Genomic DNA, 15,348 nt, shown 5'->3' with positions numbered 1-15,348 from the left:
GTTGGCAATTGTCGGGCGCTGGGGCGGGATACTGAACAGGCGGCGCAAGGGTTCGCACGAGACGGATGGGCCCGGAGCGATCCCCGAGCCCATGGCCCGCCATCAGCCTATCGATGCCCGCCGTCGATCACTGGCACGTCAGCGTGGCATAGACAGCGCCCGACCAGGCGTTAAACGCCGTAGTACCTGTCAACTGGACCTGCAGCACGTCCCCCGCGGAAGCCGCATAGGTGCCAGTCTGGGTCTGCGTACAGCTAGCTCCAGAGCTGTTGGCCTGGCACACAAGCCCTGTTGACGTGACGGTTGTCGAGGGAGGCTGAATCTTGAAGACTTCCATCGTATAGGGTGCAGGCGGGATGCCCGTCACGGCCGTCGACAGCGTCAGTGTGCTGCAATTGATTGGCAGCAAAACACCAAGATACGGCTGTGTGGCGATAGGGGTCAGACCCGACCCCGTCATGATGTAGGTGGCATTGCCAAAGTTCGTGCCATTGCCCACAACGAAGTTCGCCGTATAGAGCGCAGGCCCGGTGGCCCCCGTGGCACCAGTTGCCCCTGTGGCGCCCGTCGCTCCCGTGGTACCGGTGGGGCCCTGAATGCCCTGCGGTCCTTGCGGCCCCGTGGGGCCTGTCGCACCTGAGGGACCCGTCACGCCCGTCGCACCCGTAGCCCCTGTTACCCCCGTCGCACCAGTCGCACCAGTCGGCCCTGCAGCTCCGGCAGGGCCGGTGGGGCCCTGAATACCCTGAATGCCCTGCGGTCCCGTCACGCCGGCGCCGGTGGCACCAGTAGCACCCGTCACACCCATTGGGCCGGTGACCCCCTGGATGCCCTGCAGACCCGTGGCACCGGTAGCGCCGGTTACGCCCGTGGCGCCGGTCGGTCCAACCGCACCCGTGGCGCCGATCAGCGATTTGCCGGGCATCGGCCAGGCTCCGGCCGCCTTCGGTCCAAACAGCGTGCTTGAGCTGGTGTTCAGATAGAAGTCACCATCGTTGCCGTCGCTGGCAATCGGGTCACGCGTCCCATAGCGGATCAGCGTGCCAGCTGGCCCGATCAGCGATACGCCTGCGGACCAGGCACCGTTTGCCTTGGGGCCGAACAGCGTGGACGTAGCCGAATTGAGATAGAAATCGCCGTTCACGCCAATACTGCTCGTGGGGTCGGCAACACCGGTATAAATCATGCTGCCGGCAGGCGTCGCGGCCGGCGTACTGGTGGGCGTGGCTGCCGCCGTGCTCGACTCCGAGGCATCGCCGCCGCACGCTGCCAGCGTGGCAGCAAGGCATGCCAGGGGGAGTACAGCCAGCTTCCGTTGGGTGTTTTTCATTGGTTCTACTTGGATGAGGTGGAAATGCTGCAAACGGAATCGCTGGCCGCGTCACAAGACGAGCTTTCGTGGAACCAAAGCGGGTGTCGCTACTTCGGACAGGACTCCGGGGCGCTTGAAGCGAACTGCCGGGTACTGAAACTACGAAGAGGATGTCAATCCAGTCGGCGATGACGGCGTCGTAGAAGGCGCCGGCATGGAGAGGAGGGCGTGCGGTCGGGGGCCGCCGTTGCGGGGCGGCATGATGTCAGGCACCTGCCACGGACATGAGCCGGGCAGCGCGCTGGTACCGCAGAAATTTCGTCGCGCAGAACGCAAAATGCCGGGCAAGTGCTGCCCGGCTGACCTTGTTGGCGTGTTCAACCCGTTTCTCCCGTTCCCTGTTCGCTGACAAGGTGAATGCTCTTTTGATTCTTTTTCTTGCTTGCCCGATTCGCCCGGGCGTTTTGTGGGCGTGCGCGACAGCGTCGGCGCAGTTGTCGATGGACTGTGTCCAGCCCGGCAACATAATCGAACGATGTTGACGATACAACGAAAGAAGCATCACACCCTACTTCAGAGGGGATCAAGCTTTTATCGCCACTGCCGTCTGTCGTCCTGTCCGGCGGCTGCCGGCGGACATTGGACCAAGGCTGTCCTCAGGACCCTGCGAAAGCCCAAAAAAGAAGCCCCGCATTCGCGGGGCTTTGTTTCCAACCAGATCTCGTCGCTCATTGGGTCGCCGCCGTCGGTGCTGCAGGCGCCTTCTTGTGAGACTTGCTCGACTTCTTCGTGGTGCTCTTGCTATCGGTCAGAGCTGATGACGTGCTCTGGTTCGCGCCCTGTGTGTAGGGATCGAACTTGTCGCCGGCCCGGGCGGCGTCGGGCGTGTAGCCATCCTTGTTGCTCGTGCGCGCCGGGTCGGGCACATAGCCGTCCTTGTTAGTCGTATGCATGTCGTAGTCATAGCGATCAGAGGGACTTGCCGGTCCCGCCGCAAACGCCAGCCCGGGTACAAAGACTGCAACTGCCACTGCAATGGTGAGTGCCTTCATCGGGATCCTCCTGCGAGAACGGTTGAGACCATCGTGCGCTGAGTACGCACAATCCATCACCAAGCCTATGCCGCGGGCATCGAAAATGCCATGAACCAATGGTGTTAACGCGATGCGCGCGGGCACCGCCGCCAAGCACTCAGGGACGAAGCAGATCGAAGCCAGCCAGCGCGATCACGCCGCTCAGCGCATCCGTGGCCATAGAACCCTGTCCCAGGATCAGCACGGCAGCCGCGGCCCACGTGGTGGCACAGAAGAGATAGAAGCGCTTGTTCATGGTGAAGCCGATCACTTGCTGCAGGCAAAAGAAGGACGTCAGTATAAACCCTGATATTCACCCACGACAAAGCGCCTGATGCAGCTCTTTTCTAAAGCTTCGGAATTGCCGCGACCAGCATGGCTACACCCGAGCAGGTCAAAAGCGTCAGCACGATGCGCCGGAACGCGATGTCGCTGATACCAATGTAGACCCGCGTGCCGAGCAATGTGGGAATCAGCATGGCCGGGGCCACGATGGCGAACATCGGCAACATGTCGCGCGTGATGATGCCGGTACCCACGTACACGGCCATCGTCACCAGCAATGCGCCGAGATTGAAGTTCTGGATCACCACCCGCTGCTTGTCCTTGTCGAAGCCTCGCAGCGTGCACCAGAGTGTTGGCGCAATGCCCGTGAACCCCCCGATGCCACCCATGATGCCGCCGATGGCGCCGACCACGGCATCGGCCAGCCGGCCACCACGGCGGATCGGCGGAATGCGGTTCGAGAACAGCATGATCGGGCACCAGATCACCAGGACGATGCCAAGGCACAGCTTGAACAGATGGACGTCGAGCCGGGGCAGGATACTGACCCCGATGGGAATGCCGACGATGCCGCCAAGCAGGAACGGCAGTACGGTGGCCAGATGGAACTTGCGGCGTACGGTGAAGGCCGCAAGCAACTGGCCGGTCAGCGCGCCGAACACGGACATCGCCGAAGCCAGCCGTGGTTCGACGCCCCAGGCCCAGAACGACATGGCAACCATGCCAAACGCGAAGCCTGACAGGCCCTGCACGAATCCGGCAACGATGGCGCCGAGGGCGACGATGAGAAAGACCGAATCTACCTGCATGTTCTTGTTCTTATGGTTTGCGCCCCGCTCCCGGTCTATACACGGGGGAACGGGGGTGGAACGAGAGCCGGCCCTGAATCCGCCGGCCCCTTCAATCGTCAGCCGCCAATCCCCAGCAGCTCCACTTCAAAGTTCAGCGTCGCGTTCGGCGGGATCGTGCCCGGCACGCCGCGCTCGCCGTAGGCCGTCGAGGCCGGGCAAGTCAGCTTGGCCTTGCCGCCGACCTGCATCTTCTGCACGCCCTCGGTCCAGCACGGGATCACGCGGTTCAGGGGGAACGAGATCGGCTGGCCGCGCTTGTAGGAGCTGTCGAACTCCTTGCCGTCGGTCAGCGTGCCACGGTAGTGGACCTTGACCGTATCCGTTGCTTTCGGCGAAGCGCCGGTGCCCTTGGTCACGTGCTCGATCACCACGCCGGACGGCAGCGTTTCAGCCTGCGCGATACCTGCGGCGCCCAGCGCCACGGCGGCGAGGATCAGGGAGAGTTTCTTCATGGGATATTCGTCGTGTCAGGTTCTCGGGAGTGACGCCTACGCCAGGCAAACCCGGTGCGGACGCCAGCCGGCAAGTGTACATGACCCTGTTGTTTGCGCGGATCGGCCTGCTCACCGGGCGATCCGTGACAGAATGGCCACTTGTCCACAGCGCAGACGGAGGCATTGGGGATGTATCGCGGCGAACGGTTCAACGGATATAGCCACCTGGCGGGAGCGGTGCTCTCGGCGGCTGGCATGGCGGTGCTGGTCACTTCATCGGCACTCCATAGCGACGCCTGGAAGGTCGTCAGCTCCGTCGTCTATGGCACCACGCTGGTGCTGCTCTACACGATCTCCACCGTCTACCACAGCGTTCGCGGCCCCGCGAAGGACATCTTCCGCCGCCTCGACTACTGCGCGATCTACCTGCTGATCGCCGGCAGCTATACCCCGTTCGCATTGGTCACATTACGTGGCCCTTGGGGCTGGACCCTGTTCGGCGTCAACTGGGGGCTGGCCGTGGCCGGCATCATTCAGGAACTCTGGATCGGCCATCGCACCCGCATCTTCTCGCTGGCCATCTACGTGATCATGGGCTGGCTGGTGCTGATCGCGTTTGGCCCGCTGGCGGCGGCCCTGCCGACCGTGGGGCTGTACTGGCTCATAGCCGGCGGCGCCATCTACACTGCCGGCATCGGCTTCTTCCTGTTCGACGAGAAGGTGCGCCACTTCCACGGCATCTGGCACCTGTTCGTGCTGGCCGGCAGCATGTGCCAGTTCATCAGCATCCTGTTCTACGTCGGGTAAGCGCCCGATACCTCACCCTATATCTCGGTCACGGTCGCCGCCGATGCGGCCGTCTCCGTGACCACGCCGGCTTCGAGCATCGCCTCGATCTCCGCCTCGCCATAGCCGCATTCCGCCAGCAACGTCCGCGTATGTTCGCCCAGCCTCGGTGACGGGCGATGGTATTGCGCCGGCGTTTCCGATAGCTGTATCGGCAGCCCCAGCGTCCGGATGGGCCCGGCTTCCGCGTGCTGTTGCCGTACCACCATGCCACGCGCCAGCGTCTGTGGATGGTTCAGTGCCTCGCCAATCGAATGCACGGGTCCGGCCGGGACGCCCGCTGCATCGAATGCCGCCAGCCAGTCAGCGGACGGGCGCGTCATCAGGATGCCGGCCATCTCCGGCAGCAACGTGTCGCGATGACGCATCCGGTCGGCGTTGCGCCGATAGCGGGGGTCTTCGACCCATTCCGGATGTCCGAGCACCTGCGCGATACGCGCCCAGTTCTTCTCGTTCGCGCCGCCAACGATGATATGGCCGTCCTGCGTCGGAAATGCCTGGTATGGCGTCGCCAGCACGTGCGCCGACCCGCTCGGCCCCGGCGACTCGCCCGTGGCGAAATGAATCGCCGCGTGCCAGTAGAGCTGCTGCAGGCCGGCCTCGATCAGCGACGTTTCCACGATCTGCCCGCGCCCGGTCTTCTGCCGATGCTGATACGCGGCAAGAATGCCGAACGCCGCCAGGATGCCCGCATTGATATCGGCGATCGAATTCCCGGTGCGCAACGGCGGCCCGCCCGCCTCGCCCGTGATGCTCATGAGCCCCGTGTAACCCTGCGCGATCAGATCGAAGCCGCCCTTGTCGGCGAACGGCCCGGTGCGGCCATAGCCTGAGATCGCGCAATAGATCAGGCCCGGGTTCTCGCGCGACAGCGTGTCGTAGCCAAGCCCAAGCTTCTCCAGCGTGCCCTTGCGGAAGTTCTCGATCACCACGTCGGCGTTGCGCACCATGCGCAGGAACACTTCGCGGCCTTCGGGTGTCTTCAGATCAAGGGCGATGCCGCGCTTGTTGCGGTTCAGCATCAGGAACGGCGCCGACACATCGTTGATGGTCGGCTCGCGATAGCCACGTGCGTCGTCGCCACCGTCGATCTTCTCGATCTTGATCACATCGGCGCCGAGATCGGCCAGCATCATGCCGCAGGTGGGCCCGGCCATGATCTGCGCGAGTTCCAGCACACGCAGGCCGGACAACGCACCCGGCGCGATTGCAGGGGAATCTGACATCGGTCTGCTCCCAGGTTAGCGACCGCTGAACTTCGGCGTCTCCTTGGCCAGGAACGCGCGATAGCCAGTGCGGAAATCCTCGGTATCGAAACAGTCGAACGCAGCATCGATATCGGCGGCCGATAGCGGCTTGCCTTCGGCCAGTTGCCGGGCGAAGCGCTTGTGCCAGCGGGCCACCAGCGGCGCGCCGGAAGCGATCCGCTGCGCCGCGGCACGCGCCTCGTCGGCCACGCGATCATCGGGCACCACGCGCGAGACCAGCCCCATCGCATACGCCTCGGCCGCATCGACGATGCGCCCTTCGAACAGCAGCTCGAGCGTGCGCGACGTGCCGATCAGCCGCACCAGCGGCGCCATCTCCGCGTGCGCCATCACCAGCCCGAGATTCTTGATCGGCGCGCCGAAACGGCTGCTCTGGCCACAGATGCGGATATCGGCCATGGCTGCGACCTCGAGCCCGCCACCCACGCAGATGCCGTGGATCTGCGCCACCACCGGATGCGGGCAGTCCTGCATCGCCTGCGCGGTGCCATGCATGACCGCGCCATAGGCCGTGGCCTGTTGCTTGTTGGAACGCGTGGTGGCGAATTCGCCGATATCGTTGCCCGGCGAAAACGCGCGGTCCCCCGCGCCACGCACGACGACGCAGCGCACCGTGTCATCGGCGGAAAGCTCGCGGAACGCCTCGCCAAGCTGCCGCCACATATCGAGCGTGAAGGCATTGAGCTTCGCGGGCCGGTTCAGGACGATGGTGGCGACGGCATCCTCGCGCGTCACCAGCAACGTCCCTTCCTGCTGAATGTCATCGCTCATTCTGACGCTCCCTGATGGGCCGACACTACCTTGCGGCGCCGGGTCTTCTCCAGCAGGCTGCCGAACATCGGCCACACCAGGATCACCACTGCCAGCGCCATGATCGTGCCGACGAGCCCGTTGGACCAGAACACGTTGAGTTCGCCCTGCGACATCAGCATGGTCTGCCGGAATGCATCCTCCGCGCGATCGCCCAGTACCAATGCCAGCACCAGCGGCGCCAGCGGATACTCGAGCTTCTTGAGCACATACCCGATCACGCCGAAGATCAGCATGAGCCAGACGTCGAACATCGCGTTATGCACTGTGAACGCGCCAATCGCGCAGACCACGAGGATCAGCGGCGCGATGATCGCAAACGGAATGCGCAGGATGGCGGCGAACAGCGGCACCGTGGAAAGCACCACGATCAGGCCCGCCAGATTGCCCAGATACATGCTCGCGATCAGCCCCCAGACGAAGGTCTTCTGCTCGGTGAACAGCAACGGCCCCGGCTGCAGCCCCCAGATCATCAGTCCACCCAGCAGCACCGCCGCCGTGGCTGACCCCGGAATGCCAAGCGCCAGCATTGGCAGCAACGCGCTGGTGCCGGCCGCGTGCGCGGCGCACTCAGGCGCGATCACGCCTTCGACGTTGCCGCGCCCGAACGTCTCACGCTTGCGCGAGAAACGCTTGGCCACGCCATAGCCCATGAACGATGCGGCCGTCGCGCCGCCCGGCGTCACGCCAAGCCAGCAACCGATGATCGACGAACGGATCAGTGTCATCCAGTAACGCGGCAGTTCGGCCCAGGTCTTCAGCACCACCTTGAGGTCGATGCTGGCCCGCTTGCCACGAAAGGCGACGCCCTCCTCCATCGTCATCAGGATCTCGCTGATGCCGAACAGGCCGATAACAGCCACCAGGAAGTCGAACCCGCGCAGCAGTTCCGTGGAGCCGAACGTCATGCGCAGCGTGCCCGAAACCGTATCCATGCCGACCGCCGCCAGTGCGAACCCGATGCACATCGCGATCACGATCTTGGCCTTGGCTTCCTTGCCCATGCCGACGAAGCTGCAGAACGTCAGAAAATACACCGCGAAGAATTCCGGCGGCCCGAAGCGTAACGCGAACTTCGCCACCAGCGGCGCCAGGAACGTGATCAACAGCACACCGGCCAGCGCGCCGAGAAACGACCCGGTGAAGGCCGACGTCAGCGCGCGTCCCGCCTCACCCTGCTGCGCGAGCGGGTAGCCATCGAACGTGGTGGCCACGGACCACGCCTCGCCGGGAATGTTGAACAGGATCGACGTGATCGCGCCCCCGAACAGCGCGCCCCAGTAGATGCACGACAGCATGATGATGGCCGACGTCGGCTCCATCGAAAACGTCAGCGGCAGCAGGATCGCCACGCCATTGGGGCCACCCAACCCGGGCAGCACACCCACGACGATGCCGAGCAGGATGCCCACCAGCATCAGCCCGACGTTGTGCCATGACATCGCCACAGCAAAGCCGCCCATCAACGCATTGAGTTCTTCCATGCCGGTCCCCTTCAGAATCCGAGGGCCGCTTCGAGCGGTCCCTTGGGCAACGGCACGCGGAACTGCATCTCGAAGATCCAGAACAGCACCAGATTGATGGCCACGCCAGTCAGCACCGCGCGCCACCATGCGAACTTGCCGATCACGAGCATGAAACCCGCAATGAAGATCGCCGATGCTACGTAGATGCCCAGAAAGGCGATCAGCGCGACGTAGACCGTCAGCGGCACCAGGATCACCGCCACCTGCCGCAATTGCGGCCACGTGACGAACACCTTCTCATTCTCGCCATGCCACGCCTGCCACAGCACCACCATGCACGCGATGAAGATGATCGCGCCAATCCGCATCGGAAAATAGCCGGCCTGCGGGCCGTCCGGCTCCCACCCCGCGCCAATCTGGTAGTTGCTGACCATCACCACCACCGCGCCAATGGTGATCAGCAGCGCGGTGGCGATTTCCGCCGCACGCACCGTGATCGCCGCCGGCGCGGTGTCTTGTAATTGTTCGCTCATGAATGTGTCCCCCCGGATCGTTGCCCCCCACCCCATTCAAGGGAGAGGGGGCAAGCCATCAGCACTCGCTCTACGGTCTTACTTCGCCGCCAGGAAACCCGCTTCCTTGATGATGTCCTTGTGGCGCGTTTCATCGGCCGTCAGGAACTCGGTCAACTTCTGGCCCGTGAGGAAATCGTTCTTGAGCGCGTTCTTCTCCAGATACTCCTTCCACTCCGGCGTAGCCACGACCTTCTGCATCAGATCCACGTAGTACTTCTGCTGATCTGGCGTAACGCCACCGGGCAGCATGAACACACGCAGCATCTGGTATTGCACGTCCAGCCCCTGCTCCTTGCAGGTGGGGATGTCACCCCAGCTTTGCGTGCCGGTGATCTTGTTCGTGTACTGCATGCGATCCGGCGCAAACACGCACAGCGCGCGATGCTCGCCGGCGCGCCACTGACCGATTGATTCGGAGGGGTTGTTGACGTTGGAGTCGATATGCTTGCCCGAGAGCTGTGTCGCCGCTTCGCCACCGCCCTTGTACGGGATGTAGATGAAGCGCACGCCGGCCTTGCGCTCGACCTGCGCGGTGATGATCTGGTCCTCGCGTTTGGAGCTGGTACCGCCCATCTTGAGCTTGCCCGGCTGTTTCTTCGCCTCGGCGATGTAGTCTGCCGGCGTCTTGTACGGCGCCTCGGCGTTGGTCCAGAGCACGAACTCGTCCATCGCCACCATGGCCACCGGCGTCAGGTCGCGCCAGTTGAAGGGCAACTGGCTGATCATCGGCACCGTGTAGAGCGCGGACGAGGTCACCAGCAGCTTATGCGCGTCACCTTTCGACGCCTTGGTGTCCATCAGCCCTTCGGCCCCGCTGGCGCCGGCCTTGTTCACGACGATCATCGGCTGGTTCATCAGCTTGTGCTTGGCGATGATGCCCTGGATGGAACGTGCCATCTGATCCGATGCCCCGCCCGCGCTGAACGGCACGACAACTTCGACCGGTTTGGTAGGCTCCCACGCAAACGCGGGGCTGGCCCACGCGACACCTAGCAACGAAGCGCACGCGAGGGCGCGTGCGGCATAACGCAACGTCATGGTCTGTCTCCTTTGGGTGGCGGCCGTGCGCTCTGTGGTGCATCGGCCTTGTAGTCGGGAGCGCCTCTGCTGGACGCTCTCTTCTTGCTGCTGCTTGAAACCTCAGGCCGCGCGCAGCGACGGCTGCGATGCCGCGGCGCGCAGGCTGTCCATGGCGGCCAGTACACCGCCTGCATGGTGCGGCACGCCCGCCAGTGCGAAGCCCATCTCCACGCCGGCCAGCGTGCCCATCAGCGTCAGGTCATTGAAATCGCCCAGATGCCCGATGCGGAAGACCTTGCCGGACAGCTTCGACAGGCCCTGCCCGAGCGACATGTTGAAGTGCTCGAGCACGATCTTGCGGAACGCGTCGGCGCTATGGCCTTCCGGCATCACCACGGCAGTCAGCGCCGGGCTGTACTCGGACGGGTTCTGGCACAGGATCTCGAGCCCCCATGCGTTGACGCAGGCGCGAGTGGCTTCGGCATGGCGGTGATGGCGCGCGAACACGTTCTGCAGGCCCTCTTCGAGCAGCATGTCGCACGCTTCCGACAGGCCGTAGAGCAGGTTCGTGGCCGGCGTATAGGGCCAGAATCCGTTCTTGTTGGCTTCGATGATTTCATCCCAGCCCCAGAACGCCCTGGGCAAGCGGGCCTTGGCCGATGCGGCGATCGCCTTCGCGCTGACGGCGTTGAACGAGATGCCGGGCGGCAACATCAACCCCTTCTGCGAGCCCGACACCGTTACGTCGACACCCCATTCGTCATGGCGATAGTCGACCGAACCGAGCGAGGAAATCGTATCGACCAGCAGCAGCGCGGGATGGCCAGCCGCGTCGATCGCGCGGCGCACCGCGGCGATGTCGGACGTCACGCCGGTCGAGGTTTCGTTGTGGACCACGCAGACCGCCTTGATCTCGTGGTTGCGGTCTTCGGCCAGGCGCGCGCCGATTGCAGCGGCATCCACGCCATGACGCCAGTCGCCCACGATGAACTCGGGGTTCACGCCGAGCTTGTCGGCCATCTTCTTCCAGAGCGACGCGAAATGGCCGGTCTCGTACATCAGCACCTTGTCGCCGGGGGACAGCGTATTGACCAGCGCGGCCTCCCACGCCCCAGTCCCCGACGCCGGGTAGATCACCACGGGCTGGGTCGTCTGGAAGATCTTGCGGATGTCGGCCAGCACCTTCTTGCCCAGTTGCTGGAATTCGGGGCCCCGGTGATCAATCGTCGGGTAATCCATCGCGCGCAGCACGCGGTCGGGCACGTTGGTGGGCCCGGGGATCTGCAGGAAATGCCGGCCGCTGGGATGTGAGTTCAATCGGAGCATGTCGCCTCGTATCCTTATATTTGAATTTTGTATTCAAAAAACAGAGATGCACTGCGCGTCCGTCATGCGGGATAATGATGGCGGACGCAAGTGCCTGCCTCTCCGCAGTAAATCCTTATAAATCAATAGCTATTTGGATTTCATGGCACCAACTGCGTTGTTTCTGGCGCAACCTGAGACAACGAATTGCAGTTCGAGCTTGCCCAAGATTAGGTTTTGAATACAATACTGTCAAGCCACACGATCCCTGATGAGCACAAACCCGACCCCCCCTTCGCAAGCCGTCGACCGCCAGATCCTGCATGTGGCGGTGGCTCAACGCCTGCGCACGATGATCATGGAGGGCGACCTCGCGCCGGGCACGCGGCTCAACGAGCGCGTGCTGTGCGACCTGCTCCAGGTTTCGCGCACGCCGCTGCGCGAAGCCTTCAAGGTCCTGGCCGGTGACGGGCTGGTGACGCTGCTGCCGAACCGGGGCGCCGAGGTGGTAGTGCTGTCGCAGGAGGTGATCAACCACCTGTTCGAGATGATGGGCGCGCTCGAGGCGATGTCCGGCGAGCTGGCCTGCCAGCGCATCACCGATGCCGAGCTGAACGAAATCCGCGCTCTCCACTACGAAATGCTCGCTTGCCACGCGCGGCGGGACCTGCCCAATTACTACGCGCTGAACCGCCGCATCCATGACGCGATCAATGCGGCGGCGCGCAATCCGATCCTCGAGGAGACCTATCGACGCATCAACCTGCGCATTCAGGCGCTGCGCTTCCGCTCGAACTTCGATCAGGACAAATGGGACATGGCCGTGCGCGAGCACGGCGAGATGCTCGATGCCTTGTCGAAGCGCGATGGGGCCGCGCTGCGTGACATCCTGCGCGCGCACCTGCAGCACAAGCACGACGCGCTGATCGCCGAACTAGAACGCGCGCAGGACGCCGCCTGACCTGACGCGACACGCGCACCCGGTGCGCATCGTCACAAGGCCATGACGGCGTCTCCCAGCGCACGCAACCGGAGACATAGAAGTCCATGGCCTTGCCAACTACCCCCACGCCACCCGGCGTGCAACCGCTGCGCTTCATGCCCGGCGCGGCGGCACCCGCCCTGCAATCGCCGCTGTACCGGCGCCTGGCCGCCGAACTGCGCGGCGAAGTATTGTTCGATAACGCCAGCCGTGGCCGCTATGCCACCGATGCGTCGATCTACCAGGTCATGCCGATCGGCGTGGTGGTACCGCGCGACGAAGCCGATGCGCGGCTTGCGCTGGACATCGCCCGGGACTTCAAGGCGCCGCTGCTGCCGCGCGGCGGCGGCACCAGCCAGTGCGGGCAGACCGTGGGCGAGGCGCTGGTCATCGACAACAGCAAGTACCTGAACCAGATCATCGACTTCGATCCGGTGGCGCGCACGGTGACCGTGCAGCCCGGCATCGTGCTCGACCACCTGAACGCATGGCTCAAGCCCCACGGCCTCTGGTTCCCGGTCGATGTATCGACCGCCGCGCAATGCACGATTGGCGGCATGACCGGCAACAACTCGTGCGGTTCACGCTCGATCCAGTACGGCAACATGGTGCACAACGTGCTCGGCGTCCAGGCCATCCTGGCCAGCGGCGAGGACGTGCGCTTCGATGCCAGTTGGCCGGCCGAGTCGGCGCCACACCGCGCCATTGCCGACGGTGTGCGCCGCATCGCCACGCGCGAGCGCGACGCCATCGCGCAGATGTATCCGACCGTGCTGCGCCGCGTGGGCGGCTACAACCTTGATATCTTCGCGCCGCGCAGTGAACGGCCCTATACCGCCGACGGCAGCGTCAATCTGGCGCATCTGCTCGTGGGATCGGAAGGCACCCTCGCCTACTTCCGCCACATCACGCTGCAACTCGCGCCACTACCGGCGCACAAGACCCTGGGTGTGGTGAATTTCCCGACGTTCTATCAGTCGATGGATCTCACGCGCCATATCGTGGCGCTGAAGCCGGCGGCCGTGGAACTGGTCGATCGCACCATGATCGATCTGGCCCGCAACAATCCCGCATTCCGCCCCGTGATCGACCGCGCGCTGGTGGGCGAGCCGGAAGCGATTCTGCTGGTTGAGTTCGCCGGCGAGGATCGCGCGGCCACGCTGCAGGGACTGGCCCAACTGGTCGAGCTGATGGCCGATCTTGGCCTGCCTGGCTCGGTGGTGGAAATGCCGGACCCTGGTCCGCAGAAGGCGCTGTGGGAAGTGCGCAAGGCCGGCCTCAACATCATGATGAGCATGAAGGGCGACGGCAAGCCGGTATCGTTCATCGAAGACTGCGCCGTGCCGCTCGAGCATCTGGCCGCGTACACGTCTCGGCTGACAGAAGTGTTTCACAAGCATGGCACGCGCGGCACCTGGTACGCCCATGCCAGCGTCGGCACGCTGCACGTGCGGCCAATCCTCGACATGCGGCGCGACGGCGCGGCCAAGATGCGAGCCATCGCCGAGGAAGCCGCCGCGATGGTGCGCGAGTACAAGGGCGCGTACTCGGGCGAGCATGGCGACGGCATTTGCCGCGGCGAATGGGTGGCCTGGCAGTTCGGCCCATCGCTGGCGCGCGCGTTCGAGGAGGTCAAGGCACTGTTCGACCCCGAGAACCGCTGCAATCCCGGCAAGATCGTGGGCACGCCAAAGATGGATGACACATCGCTGTTCCGTTTCCCACCGAGCTACTCGGTCAAGCCGATTCGGCCGGTGCTCGACTGGTCGGCATGGAACGTCACGCGGGACCCGGTCACCGAGGCCGAGAGCGCACCGGGCACCGGCACCGATCCGGCAAACGGACTGGCTGCCGCGGTGGAGATGTGCAACAACAACGGTCACTGCCGCAAGTTCGACGCCGGCACCATGTGCCCGAGTTACCGCGTCACACGTGACGAGCAGCACCTGACACGTGGCCGCGCCAACACGTTGCGGCTCGCCCTGTCCGGTCAGCTTGGCACCGAGGGACTGCTCGACGCCGCGGTCAGAGACACGATGGACCTGTGTGTCTCCTGCAAGGGATGCAAGCGCGACTGCCCGACCGGCATCGACATGGCGAAGATGAAGATCGAGGTGCGCGCCGCCAACGCCAGCGCAGGCCGGCTGCGCGCGCGTGACAGGCTCGTGGCCTTCCTGCCGCGCTATGCGGGCACCGCCAGCCGGCTGCGCTGGTTGTTCAACCTGCGCGACCGCGTGCCCGGCCTGCCGCAACTGACCGAACGCCTGCTCGGCCTGTCGGCCCGACGCTCGCTGCCCCGCTGGCAATCGGCGTTCCTGCGCGATGACTACGTGGCCCGGCCCGTCGGCGGCAAGGAAGTCGTGCTGTTCGTCGATACGTTCAACAATCACATGGAACCGGAGAACGCGCGCGCGGCGCAACGCGTGCTCGAAGCGGCCGGATACACCGTGCATCTGTCGGGGGTTCCGGGCGAGCGGCCCTTGTGCTGCGGCCGCACGTTCCTGGCAGCCGGCCTGGTCGATGAAGCCAGGGCCGAGGCCCGGCGCACGCTCGATACGCTGCTGCCGTTCGTCTCGCGCGGCGTGGCCGTGGTGGGCCTGGAACCGTCCTGCCTGCTCTCCATGCGCGACGAATTCCTGCAGTACGGCTATGGCGACGCGGCGCGGCTGCTGGCGAACAATGCGTTCCTGTTCGAGGAGTTCCTGGTGCGCGAACATGCGGCCGGTCGATTCGCTCCCACGCTGAAGCCAATCGGCCGCACCGAGGCCCTGCTGCATGGGCACTGCCACCAGAAGGCGTTCGATGCCGTGCGGCCGGTGGAACAGGTACTCGGCTGGATTCCGGAACTCAAGACCTCGCTGATCGAATCGTCATGCTGTGGCATGGCGGGCAACTTCGGATACGAGGCCGAGCACCACGATGTGTCGATGAAGATGGGCGAGCTTGCGTTGCTGCCGGCCGTGCGCGGCGCCGATGCGCGGACGCTGGTGGTCGCCGATGGCACGAGCTGCCGCCATCAGATCCATGACGGCGCCGACAGGCAGGCGCTGCACGTGGCACGGGTGCTGGAGATGGCACTCGGGGCGTGAACCCGGTTGCGTGGCCCGATCGAAAAGGCGGA

At 64.5% G+C, this 15,348-nt stretch carries 14 protein-coding genes; 3 read left to right on the top strand and 11 right to left on the bottom strand.

The features are described 5' to 3' along the window. Positions 1 to 127: 127 nt before the first annotated feature. From K6G35_RS20770 to K6G35_RS20750, 5 genes are all read right to left on the bottom strand, one after another. The gene (locus tag K6G35_RS20770) at positions 128 to 1,330 is read right to left on the bottom strand and encodes a collagen-like domain-containing protein (RefSeq protein ID WP_008643160.1); all 1,203 of its coding nucleotides are present in this window, start codon (positions 1,328 to 1,330) and stop codon (positions 128 to 130) included. Positions 1,331 to 2,040: 710 nt separating this feature from the next. Next, positions 2,041 to 2,364 (bottom strand): hypothetical protein, encoded by a 324-nt coding sequence (locus K6G35_RS20765; protein WP_008643159.1) that lies wholly within the window; start codon positions 2,362 to 2,364, stop codon positions 2,041 to 2,043. 139 nt (positions 2,365 to 2,503) lie between these two features. After that, a complete protein-coding gene (locus tag K6G35_RS20760) occupies positions 2,504 to 2,641 on the bottom strand; it encodes a hypothetical protein (protein ID WP_011520027.1) in 138 nt (45 codons plus the stop codon). A gap of 91 nt (positions 2,642 to 2,732) precedes the next feature. Further along, positions 2,733 to 3,479 carry a sulfite exporter TauE/SafE family protein gene (locus K6G35_RS20755; protein WP_186426106.1) on the bottom strand — a complete coding sequence of 249 codons (747 nt, stop codon included), beginning with the start codon at positions 3,477 to 3,479 and terminating at the stop codon, positions 2,733 to 2,735. Positions 3,480 to 3,577: 98 nt separating this feature from the next. Then, positions 3,578 to 3,973 carry an FKBP-type peptidyl-prolyl cis-trans isomerase gene (locus tag K6G35_RS20750; protein WP_008643156.1) on the bottom strand — a complete coding sequence of 132 codons (396 nt, stop codon included), beginning with the start codon at positions 3,971 to 3,973 and terminating at the stop codon, positions 3,578 to 3,580. Positions 3,974 to 4,144: 171 nt separating this feature from the next. Here K6G35_RS20750 and trhA point away from each other — a divergent pair, with 171 nt between their 5' ends. Next, a complete protein-coding gene (trhA, locus tag K6G35_RS20745; protein ID WP_495677116.1) occupies positions 4,145 to 4,762 on the top strand; it encodes a PAQR family membrane homeostasis protein TrhA in 618 nt (205 codons plus the stop codon). A 17-nt stretch (positions 4,763 to 4,779) separates the two neighbouring features. Here trhA and K6G35_RS20740 read toward each other — a convergent pair whose 3' ends face one another. The 6 genes from K6G35_RS20740 to K6G35_RS20715 all read right to left on the bottom strand — a co-directional run bounded on the left by K6G35_RS20740 (position 4,780) and on the right by K6G35_RS20715 (position 11,266). Continuing rightward, the gene (locus K6G35_RS20740) at positions 4,780 to 6,027 is read right to left on the bottom strand and encodes a CaiB/BaiF CoA transferase family protein (protein WP_495676952.1); all 1,248 of its coding nucleotides are present in this window, start codon (positions 6,025 to 6,027) and stop codon (positions 4,780 to 4,782) included. Positions 6,028 to 6,042: 15 nt separating this feature from the next. Further along, the gene (locus K6G35_RS20735) at positions 6,043 to 6,840 is read right to left on the bottom strand and encodes an enoyl-CoA hydratase/isomerase family protein (protein ID WP_008643150.1); all 798 of its coding nucleotides are present in this window, start codon (positions 6,838 to 6,840) and stop codon (positions 6,043 to 6,045) included. Beyond that, on the bottom strand, positions 6,837 to 8,363 hold the full coding sequence (locus K6G35_RS20730) for a tripartite tricarboxylate transporter permease (protein WP_008643148.1): 1,527 nt from the start codon (positions 8,361 to 8,363) through the stop codon (positions 6,837 to 6,839). The genes K6G35_RS20735 and K6G35_RS20730 overlap by 4 nt, the downstream gene beginning before the upstream one ends. Positions 8,364 to 8,374: 11 nt before the next feature. After that, entirely contained in the window at positions 8,375 to 8,878 is a 504-nt protein-coding gene (locus K6G35_RS20725; protein WP_008643146.1) for a tripartite tricarboxylate transporter TctB family protein, read from the bottom strand. A gap of 78 nt (positions 8,879 to 8,956) precedes the next feature. Beyond that, a complete protein-coding gene (locus K6G35_RS20720; RefSeq protein WP_008641542.1) occupies positions 8,957 to 9,958 on the bottom strand; it encodes a Bug family tripartite tricarboxylate transporter substrate binding protein in 1,002 nt (333 codons plus the stop codon). Positions 9,959 to 10,060: 102 nt separating this feature from the next. Further along, positions 10,061 to 11,266 (bottom strand): pyridoxal-phosphate-dependent aminotransferase family protein, encoded by a 1,206-nt coding sequence (locus K6G35_RS20715; protein WP_008641541.1) that lies wholly within the window; start codon positions 11,264 to 11,266, stop codon positions 10,061 to 10,063. A gap of 250 nt (positions 11,267 to 11,516) precedes the next feature. Here K6G35_RS20715 and K6G35_RS20710 point away from each other — a divergent pair, with 250 nt between their 5' ends. After that, positions 11,517 to 12,206 carry a GntR family transcriptional regulator gene (locus K6G35_RS20710; RefSeq protein ID WP_186426107.1) on the top strand — a complete coding sequence of 230 codons (690 nt, stop codon included), beginning with the start codon at positions 11,517 to 11,519 and terminating at the stop codon, positions 12,204 to 12,206. Positions 12,207 to 12,292: 86 nt separating this feature from the next. Beyond that, a complete protein-coding gene (locus tag K6G35_RS20705; protein ID WP_495676951.1) occupies positions 12,293 to 15,316 on the top strand; it encodes an FAD-binding and (Fe-S)-binding domain-containing protein in 3,024 nt (1,007 codons plus the stop codon). Positions 15,317 to 15,348 lie beyond the last annotated feature (32 nt).

This window comes from Cupriavidus sp. HY129 (assembly GCF_059492215.1).
This window is presented reverse-complemented; position numbering and strand designations above follow the sequence as displayed.